This window comes from Acinetobacter lwoffii (assembly GCF_015602705.1).
GTDB classification, from domain to species: Bacteria; Pseudomonadota; Gammaproteobacteria; order Pseudomonadales; family Moraxellaceae; genus Acinetobacter; species Acinetobacter lwoffii_E.
Map to the genome: position 1 here is coordinate 429,654 of NZ_CP059081.1, position 25,680 is coordinate 455,333.

At 45.5% G+C, this 25,680-nt stretch carries 33 protein-coding genes and 2 pseudogenes; 27 read left to right on the forward strand and 8 right to left on the reverse strand.

The window, feature by feature from the left end; translation table 11 throughout:
• Positions 1-94 precede the first annotated feature (94 nt).
• Together H0S56_RS01950 and H0S56_RS01955 are read left to right on the forward strand one after the other, a co-directional pair.
• Positions 95-685, forward strand: coding sequence for an LOG family protein (locus tag H0S56_RS01950; protein ID WP_195726032.1), 591 nt, complete (start codon positions 95-97; stop codon positions 683-685).
• 30 nt (positions 686-715) lie between these two features.
• Positions 716-1,117, forward strand: coding sequence for an NUDIX hydrolase (locus tag H0S56_RS01955; RefSeq protein ID WP_195725548.1), 402 nt, complete (start codon positions 716-718; stop codon positions 1,115-1,117).
• Between the two features lie 4 nt (positions 1,118-1,121).
• Here H0S56_RS01955 and H0S56_RS01960 read toward each other — a convergent pair whose 3' ends face one another.
• Positions 1,122-1,757, reverse strand: coding sequence for a ComF family protein (locus tag H0S56_RS01960; protein ID WP_195725549.1), 636 nt, complete (start codon positions 1,755-1,757; stop codon positions 1,122-1,124).
• Positions 1,744-3,789, reverse strand: a complete 2,046-nt coding sequence (recG, locus tag H0S56_RS01965) for an ATP-dependent DNA helicase RecG (protein ID WP_195725550.1) — start codon at positions 3,787-3,789, stop codon at positions 1,744-1,746. Before recG ends, H0S56_RS01960 begins: the two co-directional genes overlap by 14 nt.
• A 33-nt stretch (positions 3,790-3,822) precedes the next feature.
• On the opposite strand from recG, the gene H0S56_RS01970 reads away from it, so the two are divergent.
• Positions 3,823-4,626: an NAD(P)H-binding protein gene (locus tag H0S56_RS01970; RefSeq protein WP_195725551.1), complete on the forward strand. Its 804-nt coding sequence runs from the start codon at positions 3,823-3,825 to the stop codon at positions 4,624-4,626.
• 191 nt (positions 4,627-4,817) lie between these two features.
• Here the strand turns inward: H0S56_RS01970 and plsB are convergent, their stop codons facing one another.
• Positions 4,818-7,385: a glycerol-3-phosphate 1-O-acyltransferase PlsB gene (gene plsB, locus H0S56_RS01975; RefSeq protein ID WP_195725552.1), complete on the reverse strand. Its 2,568-nt coding sequence runs from the start codon at positions 7,383-7,385 to the stop codon at positions 4,818-4,820.
• A 285-nt stretch (positions 7,386-7,670) separates the two neighbouring features.
• On the opposite strand from plsB, the gene H0S56_RS01980 reads away from it, so the two are divergent.
• Together H0S56_RS01980 and H0S56_RS01985 are read left to right on the forward strand one after the other, a co-directional pair.
• Positions 7,671-8,543 (forward strand): acyl-CoA thioesterase, encoded by an 873-nt coding sequence (locus tag H0S56_RS01980; RefSeq protein ID WP_195725553.1) that lies wholly within the window; start codon positions 7,671-7,673, stop codon positions 8,541-8,543.
• A gap of 172 nt (positions 8,544-8,715) precedes the next feature.
• Positions 8,716-9,963: a dicarboxylate/amino acid:cation symporter gene (locus H0S56_RS01985; RefSeq protein ID WP_114541566.1), complete on the forward strand. Its 1,248-nt coding sequence runs from the start codon at positions 8,716-8,718 to the stop codon at positions 9,961-9,963.
• Between the two features lie 281 nt (positions 9,964-10,244).
• On the opposite strand, the pseudogene yihA reads toward H0S56_RS01985, so the two are convergent.
• From yihA to H0S56_RS02010, 5 genes and pseudogenes are all read right to left on the reverse strand, one after another.
• Positions 10,245-11,021: pseudogene (yihA, locus tag H0S56_RS01990) on the reverse strand (ribosome biogenesis GTP-binding protein YihA/YsxC); the annotation flags it as partial.
• A gap of 105 nt (positions 11,022-11,126) precedes the next feature.
• A complete protein-coding gene (locus tag H0S56_RS01995) occupies positions 11,127-11,567 on the reverse strand; it encodes an RrF2 family transcriptional regulator (RefSeq protein ID WP_195725556.1) in 441 nt (146 codons plus the stop codon).
• Positions 11,568-11,664: 97 nt separating this feature from the next.
• Positions 11,665-12,426 (reverse strand): globin domain-containing protein, encoded by a 762-nt coding sequence (locus tag H0S56_RS02000; protein ID WP_005101211.1) that lies wholly within the window; start codon positions 12,424-12,426, stop codon positions 11,665-11,667.
• Positions 12,427-12,578: 152 nt separating this feature from the next.
• Positions 12,579-14,129, reverse strand: coding sequence for a helicase HerA-like domain-containing protein (locus H0S56_RS02005; protein WP_195725557.1), 1,551 nt, complete (start codon positions 14,127-14,129; stop codon positions 12,579-12,581).
• 18 nt (positions 14,130-14,147) lie between these two features.
• On the reverse strand, positions 14,148-15,350 hold the full coding sequence (locus H0S56_RS02010; protein ID WP_195725558.1) for a PLP-dependent transferase: 1,203 nt from the start codon (positions 15,348-15,350) through the stop codon (positions 14,148-14,150).
• Positions 15,351-15,513: 163 nt separating this feature from the next.
• On the opposite strand from H0S56_RS02010, the gene H0S56_RS02015 reads away from it, so the two are divergent.
• From H0S56_RS02015 to rplO, 22 genes and pseudogenes are all read left to right on the forward strand, one after another.
• Positions 15,514-16,248 carry a type 1 glutamine amidotransferase gene (locus tag H0S56_RS02015; protein ID WP_148335048.1) on the forward strand — a complete coding sequence of 245 codons (735 nt, stop codon included), beginning with the start codon at positions 15,514-15,516 and terminating at the stop codon, positions 16,246-16,248.
• Between the two features lie 272 nt (positions 16,249-16,520).
• Complete coding sequence (gene rpsJ / locus H0S56_RS02020) at positions 16,521-16,832, forward strand: 30S ribosomal protein S10 (RefSeq protein ID WP_000070912.1); 312 nt, start codon at positions 16,521-16,523, stop codon at positions 16,830-16,832.
• Positions 16,833-16,892: 60 nt separating this feature from the next.
• Positions 16,893-17,531, forward strand: a complete 639-nt coding sequence (gene rplC, locus H0S56_RS02025) for a 50S ribosomal protein L3 (protein ID WP_004645054.1) — start codon at positions 16,893-16,895, stop codon at positions 17,529-17,531.
• Positions 17,532-17,542: 11 nt separating this feature from the next.
• Positions 17,543-18,145: a 50S ribosomal protein L4 gene (gene rplD / locus H0S56_RS02030; RefSeq protein ID WP_004281511.1), complete on the forward strand. Its 603-nt coding sequence runs from the start codon at positions 17,543-17,545 to the stop codon at positions 18,143-18,145.
• Positions 18,142-18,462, forward strand: coding sequence for a 50S ribosomal protein L23 (rplW, locus tag H0S56_RS02035; protein WP_004281510.1), 321 nt, complete (start codon positions 18,142-18,144; stop codon positions 18,460-18,462). The genes rplD and rplW overlap by 4 nt, the downstream gene beginning before the upstream one ends.
• Positions 18,463-18,473: 11 nt before the next feature.
• Positions 18,474-19,298: a 50S ribosomal protein L2 gene (gene rplB, locus H0S56_RS02040; RefSeq protein ID WP_004281509.1), complete on the forward strand. Its 825-nt coding sequence runs from the start codon at positions 18,474-18,476 to the stop codon at positions 19,296-19,298.
• A 19-nt stretch (positions 19,299-19,317) separates the two neighbouring features.
• On the forward strand, positions 19,318-19,593 hold the full coding sequence (gene rpsS / locus H0S56_RS02045) for a 30S ribosomal protein S19 (RefSeq protein ID WP_004281508.1): 276 nt from the start codon (positions 19,318-19,320) through the stop codon (positions 19,591-19,593).
• A gap of 11 nt (positions 19,594-19,604) precedes the next feature.
• Positions 19,605-19,934 (forward strand): 50S ribosomal protein L22, encoded by a 330-nt coding sequence (gene rplV, locus H0S56_RS02050; RefSeq protein ID WP_001982638.1) that lies wholly within the window; start codon positions 19,605-19,607, stop codon positions 19,932-19,934.
• 1 nt (position 19,935) lies between these two features.
• Positions 19,936-20,752, forward strand: a pseudogene (rpsC, locus tag H0S56_RS02055) (30S ribosomal protein S3).
• Positions 20,692-21,105 carry a 50S ribosomal protein L16 gene (rplP, locus tag H0S56_RS02060; protein WP_004281506.1) on the forward strand — a complete coding sequence of 138 codons (414 nt, stop codon included), beginning with the start codon at positions 20,692-20,694 and terminating at the stop codon, positions 21,103-21,105. The pseudogene rpsC and the gene rplP overlap by 61 nt, the downstream one beginning before the upstream one ends.
• Entirely contained in the window at positions 21,105-21,302 is a 198-nt protein-coding gene (rpmC, locus tag H0S56_RS02065) for a 50S ribosomal protein L29 (RefSeq protein ID WP_004281505.1), read from the forward strand. Before rplP ends, rpmC begins: the two co-directional genes overlap by 1 nt.
• The gene (rpsQ, locus tag H0S56_RS02070) at positions 21,299-21,556 is read left to right on the forward strand and encodes a 30S ribosomal protein S17 (RefSeq protein WP_004281504.1); all 258 of its coding nucleotides are present in this window, start codon (positions 21,299-21,301) and stop codon (positions 21,554-21,556) included. Before rpmC ends, rpsQ begins: the two co-directional genes overlap by 4 nt.
• 91 nt (positions 21,557-21,647) lie before the next feature.
• Complete coding sequence (gene rplN / locus H0S56_RS02075) at positions 21,648-22,016, forward strand: 50S ribosomal protein L14 (protein WP_004281503.1); 369 nt, start codon at positions 21,648-21,650, stop codon at positions 22,014-22,016.
• 9 nt (positions 22,017-22,025) lie between these two features.
• Positions 22,026-22,343, forward strand: coding sequence for a 50S ribosomal protein L24 (gene rplX, locus H0S56_RS02080; RefSeq protein WP_004281502.1), 318 nt, complete (start codon positions 22,026-22,028; stop codon positions 22,341-22,343).
• Positions 22,344-22,359: 16 nt separating this feature from the next.
• Positions 22,360-22,896 (forward strand): 50S ribosomal protein L5, encoded by a 537-nt coding sequence (rplE, locus tag H0S56_RS02085; protein WP_004645057.1) that lies wholly within the window; start codon positions 22,360-22,362, stop codon positions 22,894-22,896.
• Between the two features lie 9 nt (positions 22,897-22,905).
• A complete protein-coding gene (gene rpsN / locus H0S56_RS02090) occupies positions 22,906-23,211 on the forward strand; it encodes a 30S ribosomal protein S14 (RefSeq protein WP_004732275.1) in 306 nt (101 codons plus the stop codon).
• Between the two features lie 12 nt (positions 23,212-23,223).
• The gene (gene rpsH / locus H0S56_RS02095) at positions 23,224-23,619 is read left to right on the forward strand and encodes a 30S ribosomal protein S8 (RefSeq protein ID WP_004281499.1); all 396 of its coding nucleotides are present in this window, start codon (positions 23,224-23,226) and stop codon (positions 23,617-23,619) included.
• 13 nt (positions 23,620-23,632) lie between these two features.
• On the forward strand, positions 23,633-24,166 hold the full coding sequence (rplF, locus tag H0S56_RS02100) for a 50S ribosomal protein L6 (RefSeq protein ID WP_004645059.1): 534 nt from the start codon (positions 23,633-23,635) through the stop codon (positions 24,164-24,166).
• A 14-nt stretch (positions 24,167-24,180) separates the two neighbouring features.
• Entirely contained in the window at positions 24,181-24,531 is a 351-nt protein-coding gene (rplR, locus tag H0S56_RS02105) for a 50S ribosomal protein L18 (protein WP_004281497.1), read from the forward strand.
• A gap of 2 nt (positions 24,532-24,533) precedes the next feature.
• A complete protein-coding gene (rpsE, locus tag H0S56_RS02110) occupies positions 24,534-25,031 on the forward strand; it encodes a 30S ribosomal protein S5 (protein WP_004281496.1) in 498 nt (165 codons plus the stop codon).
• Between the two features lie 6 nt (positions 25,032-25,037).
• Positions 25,038-25,214, forward strand: coding sequence for a 50S ribosomal protein L30 (gene rpmD / locus H0S56_RS02115; RefSeq protein ID WP_004281495.1), 177 nt, complete (start codon positions 25,038-25,040; stop codon positions 25,212-25,214).
• A 3-nt stretch (positions 25,215-25,217) separates the two neighbouring features.
• Positions 25,218-25,658 carry a 50S ribosomal protein L15 gene (gene rplO, locus H0S56_RS02120; protein WP_004281494.1) on the forward strand — a complete coding sequence of 147 codons (441 nt, stop codon included), beginning with the start codon at positions 25,218-25,220 and terminating at the stop codon, positions 25,656-25,658.
• The last annotated feature ends 22 nt before the right edge of the window (positions 25,659-25,680 follow it).

Below are 25,680 nucleotides of genomic sequence, written 5' to 3' on the forward strand. Positions count from 1 at the left end.
ATTGAATAAAAACACTGATATTAAGCAGTTATTTTTGGAAAAAACGCGCTTGTAGCGATTTCGTACAATATAGCGTCAATTGGAGAGTGAAATGATGAATTCTATCGCAATTTTTTGTGGTTCAGCACTGGGCTCGGATCCTCTCTATGCCCAGATAGCGGAAAAGGTTGGTCAGACCTTGGCAGAAAGGCATCAGACGCTGGTCTATGGCGGTGGTCGCTCCGGTTTAATGGGCATTGTTGCTGATAGTGCTTTGGCTACTGGTGGCAAGGTGATTGGTGTAATTCCAAGACAGCTGGTCAATCGTGAACTGGCGCATCCGCATATTACCGAGCTATTTGTGGTCGATAATATGCATGAACGTAAAACCCGCATGTCGGAACTGGCCCAGGGATTTATTGCCATTCCGGGTGGTGCCGGAACCCTAGAGGAAATTTTTGAACAATGGACCTGGGCACAGTTGGGAATTCATAAAAAGCCTTGTGCTTTTTTAAATGTAGATGGTTTCTATGATGATTTACTCAAATTTATCTATATGACGACTGAGAAAGGTTTTACTAAAGCGCGCTTTAGCGATGCTTTAATTGTGAGTGATAATCTGGATGATATTTTGCGCCAATTTGAAAGTTATCAGCCGCCTGAAGCGAAATGGGGTATGGTCGATCAGACCGATCTTGTAAAATAAGCTGTCCACAGCATGATTTGTAGAAAATAAATGAAAGTGATTACGGTGGCTGCGGCCATTATTTTAAATGAGGCGCAGCAACTGCTGGTGGTTCGTAAAAAAGGGACGTCCTGCTTTATGCAGGTCGGTGGCAAACTGGAGCCAAATGAAGCACCAGAAGCAACGATGTTGCGTGAAATTCAGGAAGAAATTGGCACACAGGCACAGATTCAGCAATTCATTGGGCGTTTTGAAACCCAGACGGCGAATGAGCCTGATCATCAACTGGTGAGTTATGTCTATTGGGTCAGTCTGGATCAAGCGCCAAAAATTGAAGCGGAAATTGCTGAAATGAAATGGATAGATCTGGACGAAAAGCAGTTCTTGCTGGCACCCTTGACCACCGAAATTGTCATTCCATGGGTGAAGTCACAGTTACTTGCTCAGGCGTAAATGTTCAGATTCCCGCACCGGCCAGACAGGCCGCATAAACTTTTTGACAACCCAGTTGTTCAAGTGTTTGGCTCAGTGCCCGAATCGAGCTGCCAGTCGTGACGACATCATCGATAATCAGCACCCGACGATACCGCAGCTTGGAAATCGTGCTGACCTGGAATTGTGACTGGATGTCTTCAATCCGCTCCAGCCGGCTTAAGCCCTTTTGCGAGTGTTGTTTCAGTCGTTGAACAGGTTGCCAGATGGGTACATTCAGCTGTTTCGCCACATGTTTTGCCAGCACCAGAGATTGATTATACCCGCGCTCGGCCAGACGCTCATTCGAGATCGGCATCGGTACTATCGCACTGACTTTAGGTAGGTCTAAACTTAACAGCACACCTGCCAGTAAATTTTGCAAATGCAGCTTCTGTTCATATTTAAACAGTTGAATCAGCCGGTCCATCGGGTAAGCATAATCGCAGGCAATCTGGAACTGCATTTCCTGCCGTTGAATGGTTTGATGTGCCCAGGGTAATTGTCGCCAGCAATCTTCACAGACTGAATGAATGGACTGATGATCGGTCAGACAGAGCTGGCAGGGCTGTAAGCGGGTCAGCCAGGATTTTCCATGTTGCAGTAATTTAAACATAGGCATAGCGCGGTGCTTCCGGTAGCCAGCGTTGCAATAATGCTTCGGCCTGATCGGGATAATCCTTGAGCATCTGCTGAGCCACATAATGTGCCTGATTGAGCAGGTGATCATCACGTTCAAGTTTGGCCACACGGAAATTCATGTCCCCGGTCTGTTTGGTCCCGAGCAGCTCACCCGGGCCACGTAACTCCAGATCTTTCTCGGCAATCATAAAACCATCATTGGTTTCGCGCATGATTCTTAAACGTTCCTGACCATTTTGCGAAAGTGGATGCTTATACAGCAGGGCACAGAAGCTGGCTTTGGCGCCACGACCGACTCGGCCACGTAGCTGATGCAATTGAGATAGACCCAGACGCTCGGCATTTTCAATCACCATAATGGAGGCATTGGGTACATCGACGCCGACTTCGATCACGGTGGTGGCAATCAGGAGCTGTAATTCATTATTTTTAAACTGCTGCATTACCGCCTGTTTTTCATCGGCTTTCATCTTGCCATGTACCAGTCCGATATTCAGCGCAGGAAAGCGCTCGCGAATTTCGGCAAAGGTCGCTTCTGCGGCCTGAGCATCCAGGGTTTCGGACTGTTCTACCAGTGTACACACCCAATATGCCTGCTTACCTTCAGCACAGTTGCTGGCAATCCGTTGCAAGACTTCTTCGCGTCGATCTAATGGAATGGTCACGGTCTGAATCGGGGTACGGCCCGGCGGCAGCTCGTCAATCACCGAGGTATCCAGATCACCATAGGCAGACATGGCCAGTGTGCGGGGAATCGGAGTCGCAGTCATCACCAGTTGATGCGGAGACATACCATCTAGCCCTTTATTTCTGAGTGCAAGGCGCTGATCCACACCAAAGCGGTGCTGTTCATCAATAATCACCAGACCCAGTTTGGCAAACTCGACATTTTCCTGAAACAGGGCATGCGTTCCGATCACCAGATGGGCGCTGCCATCCCGAATCACCTGTTCCGCTGCGGCGCGAGCTTTACCTTTTTGCTTGCCGGAAAGCCAGGCCACATTTAAGCCCAAAGGCTCAAACCAGCGTTTAAAATTCAGATAATGCTGCTCGGCCAGAATCTCGGTCGGTGCCATCAATGCAACTTGCCAGCCTTCTTCCAGTGCATGGCAAGCTGCAACACCAGCCACCAGGGTTTTACCCGCGCCGACATCGCCTTGCACCAGACGCAACATCGGTTTATTGCTTTTTAAATCCTGCACGATTTCTCTGGATACACGTTTTTGCGCACTGGTCATTTCAAAAGCCAGACTGGCTAAGAGCTGTTTGGCATAGGTTTTACTGGGCGCAAATGAAGGCGCTTTGACTTGCTGAATAAAGGCCCGACGTGTCAATAAACTGATCTGATGCGCTACTAGTTCTTCAAAGATCAGGCGCTGCTGTGCAGGATGTGAGCCTTGTGCTAGTTGCAGCATATTGGCATTGACTGGCGGGTGATGGATATATTCCAGTGCCTGTTTCAGTGCATAACCATTGCTAAATTTTGCTGGCAGTAGTTCAGGCAGATGGTCGCTGTATTGAGCCAAGGCCTGCTGAATATAATCCCGTATTTTGGGTTGGGTCAGGCCTTCAGTCGCAGGGTAAATCGCCGTGAGCTGGGTTTGAGGTAAAGGTGTGTCCTCAGTAATGACTTGCAGTTCGGGATGATACATTTCCAGACCGCGCGCACCGACCCGCACTTCACCAAAAATTCTTAAACGGTTACCCAGTTTGCAGCGGTCAGTAATACCTTTATAGATATGATAAAAACGTAAAGTAACCTTGCCAAAATCATCATCCAGCAGCACAGCCATAGATTTGCGTTTACCGGGTGGAAAATCTACACCTTTAACGATCCCTTCCAGCAGATAACTGCGTCCCACGCTCAATTGATTCATAGGAATGATCGTGCTACGGTCTTCATAGTCACGTGGTAGATGAAAAAGCAAATCATCAGTATTGAAGATATTTAGTTTTTCGAGTAATGCAGCGGCGGCATTGCCAACGCCTTGTAACTGATGGACTGCAGCCATGTCCCCTCAACCAGATTTGTGATTCGGTGCTCAATGCATATTTTATTTATCGGTTATGGTAAAACATCCCGACGTGTGGCTAAACAACTATTTGAGCAAGGTCATCAAATTAGCACAATTAGCCAGAGTCCCAAAACAGATTCATTCGCAACTCATCTGATTCAGGATGTGCATCAACTGGATTTAACTGCAGTTACCCCAGTTGATTGGGTCTATGTATTACTTAGTCCAGAACAAAGTACGGTTGAAGGCTATCAGCAAACCTATCTGGATTCGGTTCAATCTATTGTGGCTGCCTTGAAACAGCATCCGGTGAAACGGATTGTGGTGGTGTCATCCACCCGGGTCTATGGGCAAGATACCGTTGGAATCGTAGATGACGAAACTAAAATTCACCCAATTGATGCTCAGGGCAAAATCTTGCAGCAGATGGAGCAGGCTTATTTCGCTGCTTATCCTGAGCAATGTACGATCATTCGTCCGAGCGGCATTTACGGTACTTCAGTAATACGCCTGCAGAAAATGGCCGCCTCGATGTTGAGATATCCGAATCTGCATTGGTCCAACCGGATTCATGTTGAAGATTTATCACGTTTCTTATCACATATGATTCACGTGGAACATCCTGAAAGGTCTTATATTGTGACTGATAACCGGCCAAAATTAATGCATGAAATATTGCAATGGTTCCAACAACAGATGGGACTTCCTTTGCTGCAAGTAGAAAGCGAACAGGTGACAGGTAAGAAACTTTATGCGACTCGAATGCAGAAAATGGGATTTGAGTTAGAGCATCCAGATTGTTATGAGGATTATTTGGAGTTGATGGAAAAATAATCTTTAGCCCCTTCTTTTAAAAGAGGAACATTCCTCCTTTTCTCGAAGGGGAGAGGGAGGATTAAATTCCCTCTCCTTTTAGGAGAGGGCTAGGGAGAGGTGGAGAATTTTTTGAACATTTTTCCTCATCTCCCTTGCGAAGCAGTGCTTTTCACCGCGGAGGGAGAAGGAGCTTAGGGGCTTAAATAATCTTACTTCTTCTTCCGCTTCGCACGTTTCTTGGCTTGTTCAGCTGCAACTGCATCCAGGGCTTCTTTCAGTTCTTCATCCGTAAAGTCGGTGATGTGGTGCAGCATCTGTAACTTCACCTCATCCAGTACCAGATCCGCATATTGCGCCACATTGGTCAGCTGCTCATCAAAGACAATGGCATTGTCTTCATTGGTACACAGATAACCTTTTTGGGTTAAGACTTTAATAAAGCTCTGGAATAAGGCTTTATCGAAGAACTCTGGTGAGTTGAACTCGTACAGCACAGACAGGCGCTGACCGACCAGATAACTCAGCTCTTCAACCTGACGGGTCGAGATATTGCCAGAACCACGCTGGGTAATCAGTGCCAAAGTCATGTAATAACGTTCCAGACTTTGAGTCACGGGTGCAGCCAGAACTTCGAGCTGATGATGGACTTCAGTATTGGGTGCCGGAGTAAGCAGATTTTCACCATCTTGCGTGATCAGTTTGGCAGAAATCAAGTTATCAATATGCGCATTGACTTGATCCTGAATCTCATCTTCACGCCATTTTAAAAACAGCTCTGCTTTTAGGAATGGGTACAGGGTGCTGCTGATGTTGACGACATCATCACGGCGAATCGTTCCATTGTGTTCAGCCAGTGCTGCAATCAATGACGGAAGCACAAAGGAATGCACGATATTGTTACGGAAATAAGTCAGCAAAACTGCCTGATTATCTTCAATGGCAATGATATCGCCCAGCACATGTTTTACCCGCTTGATCAGTTTCAGCTTCATTGCATAGGCAATAATTTCTTTGCCTGAAAGCGGTGTAACTTCCATCCGTTCATCATAAGGTAATGCCGCCAGCAGGGTACGATAAGTATCAAGCTGCTTGATACAGATTTCTTCATCCAGCGTATGTTTTGGCGTGGCCAACAGGATCAATGATAATAGCGATACCGGATTGATCACCACTGCACGGTTGATATTTTCCAGAATCGCTTGCGCAGAGCTGTTTACTGCATCAGAAACTGCTTGTGGAATTGGATCATCGTTCTTTTCAATTTTAATATTTTCTGCGCCATGCTGTTTCAGGATGTCATCCAGAAATACCGGCTCACCAAAATTCAGATGCACTTTACCGAAAATGCGTTCAATTTTGCGCAGGGTTTTGACAATACCAAAAATAGATTCGGCTTCTTTCGGCTTGCCGCTCATCTCACCGACATAAGTGCCGCCTTCCATCAGGCGTTCATAACCGATATAGGTCGGTACAAAGACAATCGGCTTGGCCTTGCCGCGTAAATGACCATGCACGGTCATCGCCAGCATCCCAGTTTTAGGTGGTAGCAAACGACCAGTACGTGAACGACCACCTTCGATAAAGTATTCCAGTGGGGTATTACGTGACAGAACGCTATATAAATATTCTTTAAAGACTGTGGTATAGAGTGCATTGCCACCGAAAGTACGGCGGATAAAGAAGGCACCGCCACCACGTAAAATCTGACCCACAAAAGGCATGTTCAGGTTATCGCCCGCAGCGATATACGGCACCATCAAGCCACGACGATAGATCACATAAGACAATAACAAATAGTCGATGTGACTGCGGTGACATGGGGTATAGACAATCTCATAATCTTTGGCCAGTTCACGCACGGTACTGAAATTATGTACTTCCACGCCGTCATAGAGCTGAGTCCATAAGCGGGTCAGGGCTTTATCGGCAAAACGTACAGTCGAATGAGAATAATCGGAAACAATTTCGTTCAGATAACCAATGGCACGACGTTCAGATTCCAGCATCGAGATTTTACTGCGAATACTGTCATTGCGAATCGCAGCCTGTACATCTGGCGATTTGATGAGACTGTGCATGACATTACGGCGATCGGACAGGTCGGGCCCGAGAATGACTTCGCGCTGACCATCCAGATAATCATTTAAAGTGCTAACAATATAAGTTGCTGGCGCTGAATTTGGATGCGTTTCTTTGGCATGCTCAATCATGGCACGTAAAGACTGGGGTTCGTGAAACTCTAAATAAGACTGACGGCCATGCAGACCGATATTGACCAGTTGCTTGACCCGGCTTGGCGTAGACCAGGTATCGGTAAATAGCAGTTTGAACCAGGAATCTTCTTTTTCAGGTTCACGTCCCCAAAGCACCGTGACTGGTACCAATTCCACATCTAGTTCAGGATGTTGTTCCAGGATTTCAATCAGGCGTAACAGGCGCGGCGGAAACGCATGCGGCGGTGAGCTGAGCAGGTTATTTTCATCATGATGCTGTAAAAACAGCAGCGAAGCTTTTTCCTTACTATTGCCCAGTTGCATTGGATCGAGCGCAGCTGGCAACTTTAAACGGCGGGTTTCTGCATCGACGACCAGCGCATTACTACGCGAATGGTTCTGTAAAACGTAGCAGACCAGCTTTCGCGATTCTGTTGCAGTCTGATCAGGTTCAGGTGCTGTCACTTCACTTGGTACTTCCCCAAGAACATGAGGGGTAACCACAAGATCAAGTAGCTTACTTGAAAGCTTGCGATACATTTGACCAAAGCCATTCTTGGACATAGCTGCTCCTAATTTTACTGACCAAAACCACAGGACTTCTGAGGGGGGTTATTTTTGCGGGTTTCCAAAGCGAAACCATATATCTTTTTTTAACAACTTCAACAGAAGTGCTCTAATTTTAGCGTGAAAGCAGATGCTTTTCCTAGTCACTTATGACATCAGTATGACAGAACAGTCATGCAATCTTTAGAGTTTCGGTCTGATTTTGTGGCAGAATATTCCAGATTAATTATTTAGATCTGTTTTTCCATTTTTGGGATATCTCCAATATTACGTAGGTTGCTTATGAATGCCTTAACACAGGAACTGGTCGAGCTGCTCAGCTTGGAAAAGTTAGAAGAAAACATTTTTCGGGGAATCAGCCGTAATCTGGTGGGCAAGCGCGTGTTTGGTGGGCAGGTTTTAGGGCAGGCACTCCGCGCTGCGTCTTATACCACAGACCGTCCGGCACACTCGTTACATGCCTATTTTCTGTTTGGTGGAGATGTCAATGCACCGATTGTTTATGAAGTGGATCGTATCCGTGACGGCAAGAGCTTTGTCAGCCGTCAAGTACGTGCGATTCAGCATGGTCGCACTATTTTTATGTGTATGGTGTCTTTTGCGCATCAGGAAGAAGGTCTCAATTACCAGATTTCAGAGCCGGAATATCCGCCAGCAGAAAGCCTGAAAAATGAAGCAGAACTGATCAAACAAATGATTGAGTTTATTCCGGAAAATGTCCGTGCGTCTTTCACCCGTGATCGTCATGTCGAGATTCGCCCGATCAATCCGCAAAATCCGTTTCAGCCGCAACCGGAAGCGCCGTCTTATGCGCACTATATCCGTACGCATGACCGTATTGCTGCAGAAGTCGATCAGATCTCCTTGCATCAGGCTATTGCTGCTTTCTATTCTGATTTTACCTTGATGACCACAGCGCTTCGTCCACATGGTCTGAGCTATATCTCGCCAAGTTTGCAATGTGCCAGTATTGACCATGCCATGTACTTCCATAAACCGTTCCGTGCGGATGAGTGGATGCTTTACGATATGGATGCCACCCAAAGCGCCAGTTCGCGCGGCCTGAATTTTGGCCGGATGTGGCAGAACGGCGAGCTGGTCTGCAGTACCTCTCAGGAAGGCCTGATCCGCTTACGTGAAATCGAAACGCAGTAATTTTTTCTTGCTCAAAAAGCCGAATCCTAGATTGGGTTTTTTGTTTTTAAGCCGGATGAAAAAGGCCATTTGATGCCATGCTTCAACCATGCGTTTATAAAATATTACTCGATTCTATAGACACTGCATGGCATAGTGCGGCTTAAGATCAATATTAAAAATGCATGAAAAGATGAGCTTAAATACGCAAATTTTAATTGCCGCCGTATTGGGGGTGCTGTTTGGATTTCTATTGACGATATTTCCGCAGACCTCATTTTTTGATATCAGCTTATATGGCATCGGCATCGTCAGCAGTATTTTTATTGGCTTGTTAAAAATGCTGTTAGTGCCGCTGATTTTTAGCTCGATCGTGGTCGGCGTATCCAATCTGCAGGCGGGTGGGCAGCTAAGCCGCACCTGGAAAATTACCCTGATGTGCTGTGTGACCACCACTACCTTAGCACTCATTTTGGGGCTGGCGTGTGCGCATTTGTTTAATGTCGGTAAGGGTGTTGATGTGCTGATGTTCCAGGATGCCATGGCGCAACATCAAACACCGGATACGCTTACGCCATCTTCTTTCTTTACCAACTTTATTCAGAATACCCTGATCAATCCGTTTAAAGCATTTGCCGATGGGAATGTCTTGGCGGTGGTAGTCTTTGCCTTATTTGTGGGTGTAGCACTAGTCGCAGGTGGAGATAAATTCCGTACTGTGCGCAAGCTGAGTCACCAGTTTTTTGAAATCATGATGTTGATGATTGGCTGGGTGATGAAACTGGCACCGCTCGGTATTTTTGCCTTATTGGCTAAATTAATTGCCACTGAGGATGTGTCGGTTCTTAGTCGTCTGGCTGAATTCGCTGCGGTAGTCACCGGTACGACGATTTTTCATGGCATCGTGGTTTTGCCTTTATTGCTGTGGATTTTCGGCAAGATGGATCCGGTCACGTTCTTTAAAGGCACACGTGCTGCCTTGATTACTGCCTTTGCCACCAGTTCCAGTTCGGCCACCATGCCCTTGTCGATGAAATGCGCGCAGGAAAATTTAGGGGTACGTCCACATACTGCAGGCTTTGTGATTCCACTTGGTACACAGTTGAATATGGATGGTACGGCGCTGTATGAAGCAGCTGCAGCTCTGTTTATTGCCAATTTAATGGGGCTGGATCTGAGTCTGGGGCAGCAACTGGTGGTCTGTGCAACTGCGATGATTGCATCCTTAGGTGCACCGGGAATTCCGAGTGCCGGTATGGTGACCATGATTATGGTCTTGCAATCGGTTGGTTTACCTGCCGAGGCGATTGCCATTCTTTTACCGATCGACCGTTTACTGGATACCGTACGTACAGTGGTGAATGTTCAGGGAGATATGATGATCAGCGTGGTGGTGGACCGGCATACGCGTGAACCCGATCTTCAAGCTACAGATAGCTAAAACATTTAAAAAAATAAAAAAAAAGCAGGTATTTGACCTGCTTTTTTATTTGTACGTTGAGTTTTAATAAATCAAGAATGATCACAGATCATTTAGGTGATATGGTCTTAATCCGCTGAACGCTTATTCTGATTTAGCTCATCTGCCGCTTTAAGCTCGGATTGATCCTGTTCAAGTAATTCCAGCGGTTCTTCAGCTTCATTTAAATCATGCGTCGATACTTCAGTAACATGCTCCGAATCGGATTCACTAAGCTCGAGTTCTTCAAGCGGTTCATCAGATTCATTCAAATCATGCGCTGATGCTTCCGGAATACTGTCCAGATCATATTCAGATGCTTGATCTAAGGTAAAGTTCAAACGGCCACCCATGACGCTGGCCAGTTCTTCCAGACCCTGTTTATTCATCGATGAGAACAGTTGAATCGAGAAATCCAGCTTCATCTTTTTCAATGCTGCTTTGACTTCCTGCAAGGCTTTGGATGCAGGACCACGATTCAGTTTGTCAGATTTGGTCAATAACACATGCACGAACAACTGGCGGGAATAAGCCCATTCCAGCATCATCACATCGAAGTGTTGCAGAGGGTGGCGAATGTCCATCAGCAATACCAGGCCTTGTAAGCTCTGGCGGTGAATCAGGTAATTTTCCAGTTCTTTTTGCCAGACCAGTTTCATTTTTTCAGGCACAGCCGCATAACCATAACCGGGTAAGTCGACCAGACGCTGATCCGGATTGCCCAGGCTGAAAAAGTTGATCATCTGGGTACGGCCAGGTTTTTTCGATGCACGTGCCAACTGTTTCTGGTTGGTCAAGGCATTAATCGCACTGGACTTACCCGCATTTGAGCGGCCGGCAAAAGCAATTTCATAGCCAGTATCTTCTACACAAAGACTGAGTTTGGGTGCACTCATTAAAAATTCGGCTTTGCGTAGCCAGTTGAGTGCGCGCACAGAATATTCAGTAATGGCAGAATCAACTTTTTTCTCGTAGCTGATCTTTTGCTTAGGCGCATGGGCTGTCTTACTGTTTTTGGATTTTCCTCTGCTGTGGTGCATAACTCAACTTCAATAAATGATCTACAATGAAACATTATAAAGGAAGTCGCACAGGCAAGCGAACTTTGCCGCAAGAATAAGTCACAAGACATGAGCCTGAAGACTTTAAAGATTAATCAGGCTGATCGGAGAATTTGTACTGAAACGCGCATTTCGTGGCCTAATCACATCTTTAAGCACATATTGGTCCAGACTGCTATAAAACTGTTCGACAGCATCATCTAAAATGCCTTTTAAACCACAGGTCGGACGTAATACGCAGGGTGGGCTATTGCATTCCACTACATTGCTGTCGCGTTGCAGGATCCGCACAATCTGTCCCAGTTGAAGGTTCAGGCTTGCCGGATTTAAACGTATGCCGCCACCTTTGCCACGTGTGGTGATCAGCCAGTCCTTTTTCGCCATAAAATGCACGATTTTCATGGCATGATTCTGTGAAACCTGCAAGCGCTCGGCAAGTTCTGCAATGGTATAAGGGAGATCACGTGGCTGTGCGACATACATCAGGATCCGAAGCGCATAGTCAGTGAATTTATTGAGTTGCATAAGGTCAACAGCTAGAAAATGAAAGAATTGAATGTTAAAAGCTCCACGAATGGAGCTTTTAATCAGAATCTGATGCTAGTCTAAACCGTTTTGGTAATTAAAGCTTGAGCGGGGCAGACACTTCAACTACATCACCAACTTTGTAGTGGTCGATCAGTGTCTGTGCAACCGAGAATGCGGTTGGATTTTCTTCCGCTTTCACAGTAATTTGATATTGCTCGTTTTGAGCCTGATCAAAGCTAAACTGTTGTGGTTGACGAATGTGCTGTTCAGGCACCTGTACACGTACTGAAATATGTTCACCCGCTTCAGCACTTGCAATCGCTGCACCATCTTTAGCTTTAAGTGTAAAGATTTTACCTGCATCGGTATCATTGACTGCTGCTACTTCAAATTCGCGCCAGCCCGCCCAGCCACCATTTTCAGAAGCTAGAGTGGCATATTTAGATTTTTCCACACCAATCAAAATATCTGCCAGTTGCATATACGCTTCTTTCCAGGCTGCAATCAGGTCTGAGTCCATGGGCACATCTAAAACTTCGCTGATCGAGTGCAACAGGTTCTCACCGACAATCGCATATTGATCCGGTTGAATATCCAGGCTGACATGTTTAGTGGTAATACGTTCGATGGCTTTGGCCAAAACGCCCGGATTGGTAATGTTTTCAGCATAGGCAAGTACTGCGGCAGCCAAGGCACGTGGTTGACGGCCAGTACTTTGATGATCCATGTTGAAGGTGTTTTTCAACTCTGGATGGTTGTTCAGCATGCGGTTATAGAAATACGTAGTAAGTGCTACGCCGTTTTCACGTAAAACAGGAACAGTCGCTTGTACAAGTTCAATATGTTGTGGAGTCATGAGAGCTATCTACAGATGTTTTTTAAAAGATGTATTTAAATTACATCTTTTAAAATAGCTTTACAATAGCGCATAGTCATAAAACCATAAAAAATTATGGGATATAAGAATATCCCATAAAAAGTGTGATGATGATCGGAAAAGGAGGGGGATTATTTGCGGCCAAACAGCGAACCCAGTAAGCCGCGCACAATTTTCTGCCCAGTACTCCCGCCCAGGCTACGGGCAGCACTTTTGGCAAAGGTGCCGACAATATCCTGAGTCAGTTTTTCTCGTTGCTTGGCTGCGCGTTCAGCTTCTTTTTGTTGTTCTCGTGCCAGACGTTCCTGTTCTTTAATTTGCTGCTTGGCAAGAGCTTCCTGTTCCTTGCTTTGCTGTTTGGCAAGTTCGGCGGCCTGAGCCTGTTGCTGGCGTTCTGCGACCTTGTTTTGCAGCATTTCATGGGCGCTATCCCGATCGACTGGCTGCTCATAAATACCGGCGACAATACTTTGCTGCATGAGAGCCTTGCGTTCTTCAAGCGAGATCGGTGTAAAGGATGAATACGGCGGCATGACCCAGCCACGTTCTACAATTTGCGGAATACCTTTTTCATCCAGGCAGCTAATTAGGGCTTCACCGACAGCAAGTTCGGTAATCACCTGATCGACTTTAAATTCAGGATTGGCTCGGAAGGTCTCTGCTGCGGTTTTCACTGCTTTTTGATCTTTGGGAGTGAAAGCCCGTAAAGCATGTTGAACCCGATTGCCGAGCTGGCCTAAGACACTTTCCGGCAAGTCCAACGGATTTTGCGTGACAAAATAAATTCCCACGCCTTTAGAGCGAATCAGGCGTACCACCTGCTCAATTTTATCCTGTAGGGCAGGGCTGGCATTATCAAACAAGAGATGGGCTTCATCAAAGAAAAACACCAGTTTAGGTTTGTCCAGATCGCCGACTTCGGGAAGCTGTTCAAACAGCTCGGAGAGCATCCAGAGCAAGAACGTGGCATATAGCTTAGGCGTATTCATCAGCTTGTCAGCCGCCAACAAATTGATATTGCCACGGCCCTGACTGTCCGTTTGTAAAAAGTCCATCAGATCCAGCGCCGGCTCGCCAAAAAACTGGTCACCGCCTTGGTCAGCCAGTGCTAACAAATTACGTTGAATCGCACCGAGACTGGCGGGTGAAAGATTGCCATATTCAGCTTTAAAGTCAGCCGCATGCTCAGAGACATAACTCAGCATCGCTTTCAGATCTTTAAAGTCGATCAGCAATAAACCCTGATCATCGGCAATCCGAAACACGGCAGATAAAACGCCTTCCTGGGTGTCATTCAGATTCAGTATTTGCGCCAGCAGCAGCGGGCCAATTTCAGAAATGGTAGTGCGAATCGGATGACCCTGTTCGCCAAATAAATCCCAAAACACCACTGGTGAGGCTGCAAAAGGAATGGACTCGATATTGAGACTTTTAATCCGTTCATCAAACTTGGGGCTGCTTTCACCTGCTTTGGCCAGGCTGGACACATCGCCTTTGGCATCGGCGAGGAATACAGGTACACCAATTCGAGAAAAGCTCTCCGCCAATACTTTTAAAGTCACAGTCTTTCCGGTACCAGTGGCACCTGCAATCAAGCCATGTCGATTGGCAAGTTGGGAATGCAGCACAATATCCTGTGTGGCATCCGCAGTTTTTTTAGCAATAACAATTGGTCTACCCATAGCTTTTCCTGTTATTTATTATTCGTTTTTAAGTTTTTTCATTTGTTCTAGTGCATGCTGAATATCTTGAATCAAATCTTCCGGATATTCCAGTCCAATACAGAAACGAACCAGCAAGCCGTCTTTTAAGTGTGAATGTTCCAGCACACGCATGTCTTTTAAGTTATATAGCATGACCAGACTGACAGGGCCACCCCAACTAAAGCCAAGCTTAAACAGTTTTAAGCTATCACAGAAATTCCGGATATCCTGCATTACGTATGTGCTGTCAAAGATCACGCTGACCAGGCCGGCACTATCACCTTGCTTGCAAATTTCTTTCCAGTACTGATGGCCTGCACTGTCCGGATCTGCAGGATGCAGCACCTGTACAAACTCGGTTTGCTGTTTAAGCCATGTCATTAATGTAAGCGCACTGTTGGATTGATGTTGATATCGCAGTTGCATCGAAGCCAGACTGCGTTGTATCTGTGCCACATCATCACCAGAAACACTAATGCCCTGAATGGCATGTGCGCGGAACAGTTTGTGATGCAGGGCCTTATCTCGCGTAACCACCGAGCCCATCAGAATATCACCCCCGCCGCTTGGATATTTGGTCAGTGCATGTACCGTCATATCTACACTTAAATGCTCTTCACTAAAATCAAAGGCATCAAAAGCCAGACCTGCGCCCCAGGTATTATCCAGCGCAGTAAGAATATTGTGTGCCTGAGCTTTTTTCACTAAACCAGCCAGATCCGGAAATTCCAAGGTGACTGAGCCAGCAGCCTCGAGCCAGATCAGTTTGGCTTTATCTGTAGGCTGAAATGTATCAAGCTCTATGGGATTGTAGACCTTAACCGTAATTCCATAACGCTTTTCCAGATTGCGTAAATGTTCCATGTTTGGACCATAGATATTGTCAGCCACCCAAACCTCATCTCCTTGGCTTAAAAAGCAAGAATTCACGAGATTAATCGCGGATAAACCACTCGGTGCGAGCAGGTGATATAAACCACCTTCGAGCTGTGCGATGTTATCGCCCAGCGTAAAGGTCGTAGGCGTGCCATGCGTGCCATAACTATAGTCATAGTCATCGGTCCAATGGCGATTAAACAGGGCATCGGTATTGTTAAAGATAATGGTCGATGCACGATAGAGGGGAGGTTGAATGGTGGAAATCGCTTGAGGAGCCTTTCGTGGTGCATGAATCAGGCGAGTTTGAGAGTCTTGTTTCACGTGAATGCGCTCAAATGTAATCAAATATTACTCTAGCTTAAGAGAATCTGTGACTCACTGCCAGTTACGTTGTGAATTGTTTAAAAACAACAAGTCTTATAAAAAGTTGGCTTCATTTTTGCAAAACCTAAATCTATATAGCTAAAAAAATAGGTTGAGGAGCATGAAGTCGCATTTAAAAGTGCATTATTTTCAGCATATTGCTGGTGAAGGTTTTGGTAGTTGTTATGAATTTTTAAAGCAGCATCAGGCGCACATTACAGCGACTGAATTTTTTGCTTTACCCGTGGATCGACCGCTGGAGATCGAGGCGCTGCCTGCAGTGGAAGAGGTGGATTTGCTGATCATTATGGGGGGAACCATGAGTGTGAATGATGAAGCAAATTTCCCTTGGTTAAAAATAGAAAAACGCTGGTTGCGTCGCTATCTTTCGCATGGCAAACCGGCAATTGGCCTGTGTCTGGGTGGGCAGTTGATTGCAAATGCTTTGGGTGCAGGTGTTAGTCGCAATCCAGAACAGGAATTGGGGTGGACCACGGTGCACAGAGTGGCGAATCTACCAGAGACGTGTTTTAGCCTGCCGGAGCAGTTTAATATTCTGCAATGGCACAATGAAACATTTGAATTGCCTAAAGGGGCAGTCCATCTGGCAGAAAATGAAGCCTGTCGTAATCAGATGTACCAGTTGGGTAGAAATGTATTGGGCTTCCAGTTTCATCCGGAAATTACCCCAGAAACACTCGAATTGTTTTTAGAAAATGAAGGAGAGCTTGCACAATTTTCAGGAAAATATGTGCAAAATTTATTTGAATTAAAAAAAACCACGAAGCAAAAATTTATTGAAGGAAATCAGATATTAAATCGTGCTATAGAATATGTTTTGGCAAAAACTGCCTAATATTTACACAATAAACTATTGTTTTAAGTCATAAATTGAAAACTTGGATAAAACCATAAAAGAGATTTGCTTATGCATTAAACAATGGCTATAATAAGCGACCCTTCAATAGGAAGGGGGTTAACTGCGAATAAAGTAGTTAACTATCGTTACAGTCGTGGCATCGATCATGACCTTAGTGATATTTCACTGCTCTTGACACTTGCCCACATAAAGTGGGGTGAGATGCGTCAAGAGTGATTCTTTATATATTTGGCTTGGAGTTTACTGGTATGTCTAACCAGAGAATTCGTATCCGTCTTAAGTCTTTTGATCATCGCCTGATTGATCAATCAGCTCAAGAAATCGTAGAAACCGCAAAACGTACTGGCGCACAAGTGTGTGGTCCAATTCCAATGCCAACACGCATTGAACGTTTTAACGTTTTAACATCACCACACGTAAACAAAGACGCGCGTGACCAGTACGAAATCCGTACTTACAAGCGTTTGATCGACATCGTTCAACCTACAGACAAAACTGTAGATGCATTGATGAAGTTAGATCTTGCAGCTGGTGTTGATGTTCAGATCGCATTGGGTTAAGGCTTTCGGGTTAATTAACACTCTAAGTTAATTAGGCCGCTTTTTTAGAGGTTTATGCACATGGCTATTGGTTTAGTCGGTCGCAAGTGCGGTATGACACGTATCTTTACAGATGCTGGTGTTTCTGTGCCTGTTACAGTGATTGAGGTTGATCCTAACCGCATCACTCAAATCAAAACGCTTGAAACTGATGGTTATCAAGCGATTCAAATCACTACTGGTGAACGTCGCGAATCTCGCGTAACTAACGCTCAGAAAGGCCACTTCGCGAAAGCGGGTGTTGCAGCTGGTCGTCTAGTTCAAGAATTCCGTGCTACAGAAGCTGATCTTGAAGGTCGTGAAGTTGGTGGTACGCTTACCGTTGAATTGTTCCAGGTTGGTCAAGTTGTTGACGTAACTGGTCAATCTAAAGGTAAAGGTTTCCAAGGTGGTGTTAAGCGTTGGAACTTCCGTACGCAAGATGCAACTCACGGTAACTCAGTTTCTCACCGTGTTTTAGGTTCTACTGGTCAAAACCAGACTCCTGGTCGCGTATTCAAAGGCAAAAAAATGGCTGGCCATTTAGGTGCTGAACGCGTAACTACACAGGGTCTTGAGATCGTTGCTATCGACACAGAACGTTCAGTTCTAGTTGTTAAAGGCGCGGTTCCTGGTGCTACTGGTGGCGACGTAATCGTTCGTCCTACGATCAAGGCCTGAGGGGAAATAACGTGAATTTAAATACTGTTTCCGGCTCTGCTGTTGAATTATCAGAAGTTGCGTTCGGTCGTGAATTTAATGAAGCTCTTGTTCACCAAGTGGTTACAGCTTATTTAGCTGGTGGCCGTCAAGGTTCAAAAGCTCAGAAATCACGTGCAGACGTTTCTGGCGGTGGTCGCAAGCCATTCCGTCAAAAAGGTACTGGCCGCGCTCGTGCTGGTTCTATTCGTAGCCCAATCTGGGTTGGCGGTGGTAAAACTTTTGCTGCTCGTCCACAAGACTGGTCTCAAAAAGTAAACCGTAAAATGTACCGCGGTGCTATGCAATGCATCCTAGCTGAACTTGTTCGTCAAGATCGCTTAGTTTTAGTTGAAGAGTTTGCTGTTGCAGCTCCAAAAACTAAAGAATTGCTTGCAAAACTTAACGACTTGAATGCGACTCGCGCATTGATCGTTACTGATGCTGTTGATGAGAACCTGTATCTTGCTGCGCGCAACATTCCACACGTTGATGTGGTTGATGCTGCTGCAATCGATCCGGTTAGCTTGATTGCGTTCGACAAAGTTGTTATGTCTGTAGCTGCTGCTAAGAAAATTGAGGTAGAACTCGGATGAACAACGAACGTATCTATCAAGTCCTGCAAGGACCTGTATTCTCAGAAAAAGCACAAGTTTTAGGTGAAACTGCTGGTGTTCAAGTGTTTAAAGTTGCATTAAATGCAAACAAGCTTGAAATCAAAAAAGCAGTGGAACAACTCTTTGGTGTGGAAGTTGTTAAAGTTAACACGACTATCACTAAAGGTAAGTCTAAACGCTTTGGTAAAACATTAGGACGTCGTTCTGATGTTAAAAAAGCATACGTCACCCTGAAAGCTGGCCAAGATGTTGAAATGGCTGACTTGGGCGATACCGCTGAAAGCACAGCGGAATAAGGACGAGAATTATGCCTATTCAAAAATGTAAGCCAACGTCTCCAGGACGTCGCTTTGTAGAGAAAGTGGTTCACGATCACCTTCACAAAGGCGCACCATACTCTCCGTTGGTTGAAGCTAAAAAACGTACTGGCGGCCGTAATAATAACGGTCACATCACGACTCGTCACGTTGGTGGCGGTCACAAGCAGCACTACCGTCTAGTTGATTTTAAACGTAACAAAGATGGTATTCCTGCAACTGTAGAGCGTATCGAATACGATCCTAACCGTACTGCACACATTGCACTTGTATTGTATGCTGATGGTGAGCGTCGTTATATCATCGCTCCTAAAGGCCTTCGCGCTGGCGATAAAGTACAGTCTGGTAACGATGCTCCAATTCGTCCAGGTAACTGCTTGCCGCTTCGCAACATGCCTATCGGTTCTACTCTTCACAACATCGAACTTAAAATCGGTAAAGGCGCGCAGTTAGCTCGTTCAGCTGGTACTTCAGTTCAGCTGTTGGGTCGTGACGGTTCTTACGCTATCGTTCGTCTGCGTTCAGGCGAGATGCGTAAAATTCACGTTGAATGCCGTGCTGTGTTAGGTGAAGTATCTAACTCAGAAAGCAACCTTCGTTCACTAGGTAAAGCTGGTGCATCACGCTGGCGTGGTGTTCGTCCTACCGTTCGTGGTATGGCGATGAACCCAGTTGACCATCCACATGGTGGTGGTGAAGGGCGTAACAAAGGTATTCAACCTGTAAGCCCATGGGGTCAAAAAGCTAAAGGGTACAAGACACGTACCAATAAGCGTACGACTAAGATGATTATTCGCGACCGTCGCGTTAAGTAACAAGTAAAGGAATCTGACAATGCCTCGTTCTCTGAAAAAAGGCCCATTCGTCGATGCGCACTTGTTCGCTAAGGTTGAAGCGGCTATCGCGGCTAATAACCGTAAGCCGATCAAAACTTGGTCGCGTCGTTCGATGATCCTCCCGGATTTTGTTGGTTTAACAATTTCTGTACACAATGGCCGTAACCACGTTCCTGTGATCGTTTCTGAGCACATGGTTGGTCACAAGCTTGGTGAATTTGCACCAACTCGTACCTATCGCGGTCACGGTGTTGACAAGAAATCTAAACGTTAATGGGTGCTATGATGGAAGTAACTGCTAAATTACGCGGTGCCGCTATCTCGGCACAAAAAGCTCGTTTGGTTGCAGATCTTATCCGCGGCAAATCTGTTGCGCACGCTCTTAACATCCTTAACTTCAGCAACAAAAAAGCTGCAGTTCTAGTTAAGAAAGCGTTGGAATCTGCGATTGCAAACGCTGAACACAATAACAGTTTAGATGTAGACGACCTTAAAGTTTCTACGATCTACGTTGATGAAGGCATGAGCCTGAAACGTATTATGCCACGTGCTAAAGGCCGTGCAGATCGTATTACTAAGCGTACTTGTCACATCACCGTTAAGGTAGGGGTTTGATATGGGTCAGAAGGTTCATCCAATCGGTATCCGCCTAGGTGTTGTGAAACGTCATAACGCTAACTGGTATGCGAATCCGAAACAATACGCTGAATACTTGCTTAAAGATCTTCAAGTTCGTGAGTTTTTGATCAAAAAACTTAAAAACGCGATGATCAGCAACATTCTTATCGAACGCCCTACAGGCGCTGCTAAAGTAACTATTAGCACTGCTCGTCCAGGTATCGTAATCGGTAAAAAAGGCGAAGATATTGAGAAACTACAACGCGAATTGACATCTATCATGGGTGTTCCTGCGCAAGTAAGTATCAATGAAATTGATCGTCCAGACTTAGACGCGCGTCTAGTTGCTGAAGCTATCGCTTCTCAATTAGAAAAACGTGTAATGTTCCGTCGTGCTATGAAGCGTGCGGTACAAAACACAATGCGTGCTGGTGCTAAAGGTATCAAAGTAGAAGTTTCAGGCCGTTTAGGTGGTGCTGAGATTGCTCGTACTGAGTGGTATCGTGAAGGTCGTGTACCTCTACATACGCTTCGTGCAGATATCGACTATGCGACTATGCGTGCTGAGACTACTTACGGTACGATCGGTGTTAAAGTTTGGATCTTCCGTGGTGAGATCTTGGGCGGCATGAAACAAGTCATGAACCCAGCTCCAGCAGAAGAGCGTCCAGCTAAACGCGGTCGTGGTCGTGGTGAAGGTCAAGAGCGTCGTGGTCGTCGCAATGATCGTTCTGCTGAAAAAGGAGAATAATCCATGTTGCAACCTAAGCGTACTAAATTCCGTAAAGTGCAGAAAGGCCGTAACACTGGTCTAGCACACCGCGGTAGCACAGTATCTTTCGGTACTATTGCACTTAAATCAGTTGAACGTGGTCAAATGACTGCGCGTCAAATTGAAGCAGCGCGTCGTACAATTAGCCGTCGTATTAAGCGTGGTGGTAAGATCTTTATCCGTGTATTCCCGGACAAGCCGATTACTTCTAAGCCTCTTGAAGTGCGTATGGGTAAAGGTAAAGGTTCTGTGGAATATTGGGTTTGCCAAATCAAACCAGGTAAAGTCTTGTACGAAATTGATGGTGTTAACGAAGAATTGGCTCGCGAAGCGTTTACGCTTGCAGCAGCTAAGCTTCCGTTTAAAACCGCTATCGTGACTCGGACGGTAATGTAATGAAAACTAAAGATCTACGTGAAAAGTCGGTAGAAGAGTTGACAGCTTTGCTTGATGAGCAACAGCTTAACCAATTCCGTCTTCGTATGGCGAAAGCAACTGGTCAATTGGGTAAATCGCATGAAGTTGCACTTACTCGTCAGACTATTGCTCGTATTAAGACCCTCCTTACCGAAAAACAGGGGAACGGACAATGAGTGATAAAACAGTCCGCACGTTAACTGGCAAAGTTGTAAGCGACAAGATGGATAAATCTATCGTTGTTCTTATTGAACGCCAAGTTCAACACCCGTTGTATGGCAAATTAATCCGCCGTTCAACAAAATTACATGCTCATGATGAGAACAACACAGCGAAAGCTGGTGATGTTGTAACCATTAAAGAAAGCCGCCCAATTTCTAAAACTAAGTCTTGGACTCTAGTTGAAGTTGTTGAAGCAGCTGCTGAGTAATTAACGTTCTTGTTGCATCATCGGTCAATTTCGAGTACTCTTTGAGCCTTTCGAAATTTCGACCGGTGTTGCTCGGTTTTGGAGTAGGGCAATGATTCAGACCGAAACTATGCTCGACGTAGCAGACAACAGTGGTGCACGCCGCGTACAATGTATTAAAGTACTTGGTGGCTCGCATCGTCGTTATGCTTCTGTTGGCGACATTATTAAAGTTACTGTAAAAGAAGCAATTCCACGCGCACGTGTTAAAAAAGGTGACGTGATGAATGCGGTTGTGGTTCGTACAAAATTCGGTATCCGTCGTGCAGACGGTTCAGTGATTCGTTTCGACGATAACGCTGCTGTTATTTTGAACAACAACAAAGCGCCGATTGCAACTCGTATTTTCGGACCAGTGACTCGTGAACTTCGTACTGAACAGTTCATGAAAATTATTTCATTGGCTCCTGAAGTTCTATAAGAGGCGATCATGGCTAAGATTAAAAAAGGCGATCAAGTAATTGTGATCGCAGGTAAAGAAAAAGGCAAACAGGGTACTGTTCTGTCTGTTTCTAATGACCGTGTTAAGGTTGAAGGCCTTAACTTGGTGAAGAAGCATCAGAAGCCGAACCGTGCTACAGGCGCTGAAGGTAGCGTTGTAACTCAGGAAGCTTCGCTTCATATTTCAAACGTGGCAGTTTTTAATGCTACAACCCAAAAGGCTGACCGTGTTGGTTACCAAGTGATTGATGGCGTGAAAACTCGCGTATTCAAATCAAATGGTGAATCAGTGGCGGTAGCGAAGTAATAGGTTGATATAGGCCATGGCCAGACTTAAAACACGTTACAACGACGAACTTAAAGCTCAATTACAAGAAGTATTGGGCGTTAAGAATGTGATGGAGATTCCTCGCATCACTAAAATCACGATCAACATGGGTGTTGGCGCAGCTGCTGCCGACAAAAAACTCCTTGATGGTGCTCTTTCAGATATGCAAGCTATCGCTGGTCAAAAACCAGTACTTACGTTAGCTCGTAAATCAATCGCTGGTTTTAAAATCCGTGATGGTTGGCCGATCGGTTGTAAAGTTACTTTACGCGGCGAACGTATGTACGAATTCTTGGACCGTTTGATCTCGATTGCGATCCCTCGTATCCGTGACTTCCGTGGTTTCTCTGCGAAATCATTCGACGGTCGTGGTAACTACTCAATGGGTCTTAAGGAACAAATCATGTTCCCTGAAATCGATTTTGACAAGATTGATCGTATTCGTGGTATGGATATTACCATTACTACGACTGCTCGCACCGATGACGAAGGCCGTGCGCTTATGCGTGCATTCGGCTTCCCGTTCAAATAAGAGGTCGATATGGCTAAGAAAGGTATGATTAATCGCGAATTGAAACGCGAAGCTACTGTTGCTAAATACGCTGCAAAACGTGCTGAATTAAAAGCTGTTATTGCAAACGTAAATGCATCAGACGAAGAACGTTTCGAAGCGATGATGAAATTACAAGCATTACCACGTAATGCATCTCCAGTACGTCTACGTAACCGTTGTGGTTTAACTGGTCGTCCTCATGGTTACTTCCGTAAGTTCGGTTTAAGCCGTAACAAATTACGTGAAACAGTAATGCAAGGTGATGTACCTGGCGTTGTTAAGGCAAGCTGGTAAGGAGCACTATAGATGAGTATGCAAGATACCGTTGCCGACATGCTAACACGTGTTCGTAACGCACAAATGGCAAAGAAACAAACTGTTTCTATGCCTAATTCTAAGTTGAAAGTAGCAATTGCTAACTTACTTCAACAAGAAGGTTATATTTCAAACGTAGAAGTTGCGGATGCTGAAGGCAAACCAACTCTTACTTTGACTTTAAAGTATTTCGAAGGCAAACCAGTTATCGAAACTGTGAAGCGCGTAAGCCGTCCAGGTCTACGTCAGTATCGCGGTAAAGATGCACTTCCTAGCGTTAAGCAAGGTTTAGGTATTGCAATTGTTTCTACAAGCAAAGGCATCATGACTGATCGCGCTGCACGTGCTGCAGGCGTTGGTGGTGAAGTTATTGCTTTTGTTTCTTAATAGGTGATTCCTCATGTCTCGTGTGGCTAAAGCCCCAGTAACTGTACCTAACGGTGTAACAGTTACTCAGAACGGCCGGCAGGTCGAAGTGAAAGGCACTAAAGGTACATTGTCTTTCAACCTGCATGCGCTGGTCGAGCTTAAACAGGAAGACGGTATTCTAGCTATTGCTCCAGTACAAGAGTCGAAAGACGCTTGGATGCAAGCTGGTACTGCTCGCGCTGTGCTTAACAACCTTGTAAAAGGTGTTAGCGAAGGTTTCGAACGTAAGTTACAGCTTATCGGTGTTGGTTATAAAGCTGCGGTTAAAGGTGACGTTGTTCATCTTAACCTTGGTTTCTCTCACCCGATCGATTATGCACTTCCTGCAGGTGTAACTGCTGAAACTCCAACTGCAACTGAAATCATTCTTAAATCTGCTGATAAAGCAGCTTTAGGACAGGTTGCTGCAGATATCCGTGGTTACCGTCCACCAGAGCCATATAAAGGCAAAGGTGTTCGTTATTCTGACGAAGTTGTACTTCGTAAAGAAGCTAAGAAGAAATAAGGCGCGAGGTTCTTATGAACGAAAAGAAACAATCCCGTTTGCGTCGTGCGAAAAGCACACGCTTGCACATCCGTGCATTGGGTGCGACTCGTTTGTGTGTAAACCGCACTCCGCGTCACATCTATGCTCAAGTTATCTCTGCAGATGGTGGCAAAGTATTAGCGCAAGCTTCTACTTTAGACGCTACTCTACGTGCGGGTACAACTGGTAACGTTGAAGCAGCTCAAAAAGTAGGTGCTTTAATCGCAGAACGCGCTAAAGCAGCTGGTGTTACTAAAGTTGCATTTGACCGTTCTGGTTTTAAATATCATGGTCGTATCAAAGCCTTGGCTGATGCTGCTCGTGAAAACGGCTTGGAGTTCTAATCATGGCTAAAGTTGAACAAAACGAAGGTCTTGTTGAAAAGCTGGTTGCCGTTGATCGTGTAGCCAAAGTTGTTAAGGGTGGTCGTATCTTCTCTTTCACAGCATTAACTGTTGTGGGTGATGGTAATGGTCGCGTAGGTTTTGGTCGTGGTAAAGCACGTGAAGTTCCAGCTGCTATCTCTAAAGCACTTGAAGCTGCTCGTCGCAATATGATTACTGTTGACCTTGTTGATGGTACGTTACAGCACCCAATTCATGCACGTCACGGCGCTAGCCGCGTATTCATGCAGCCTGCCTCTGAAGGTACAGGTGTAATTGCTGGTGGTGCTATGCGTGCAGTTCTAGAAGCTGTAGGCGTACGTAACGTGTTGACTAAATGCCGTGGTTCTACTAACGCTGCTAACGTAGTAAACGCAACTTTCAATGGTTTGCGTGATATGACTACTCCTGAAAAGGTTGCTGCGAAACGTGGTCTTTCAGTAGAACAAATTCAAGGGTAATCAATCATGAAAACGATTAAAGTTACCCAGACTAAATCTGCATCGCACCGCTTGAAAAATCACAAGCTTAGCCTGCAAGGTTTAGGTCTGCGTCGTATTGGTCATACTGTAGAAGTGTTAGACACACCTTCTAACCGTGGTATGATCAACCAAGTCTACTATATGGTTAGTGTAGAGGAATAAGCCATGACTCTGCGTTTAAATACAATTGCACCTGCAGAAGGTGCTAAACGTGACAACCTTCGTTTAGGCCGTGGTATCGGTTCTGGCGTTGGTAAGACCGGTGGCCGTGGTGTCAAAGGTCAAAACTCACGTAAGAGCGGTGGTACTCGTCCAGGTTTCGAAGGCGGTCAAACAGCACTTTATCGTCGTTTGCCTAAATTCGGCTTCACTAGCCAATTGGCTTTGAAAACTGCTGAAGTACGTTTATCTGAGCTTGCTAAAGTGGAAGGCGACATCGTGTCTCTAGAAACTTTAAAAGCGGCGAACGTTGTACGTAAAGACATGATCCGTGCTCGTATCGTACTTTCTGGTGAAATTACTCGTGCATTCACTGTTCAAGGTGTTGCATTGACTAAAGGCGCTAAAGCTGCTGTTGAAGCTGCTGGCGGCAAAGTCGAGGAGTAATCCCCAGTGTCTATGACTCCTA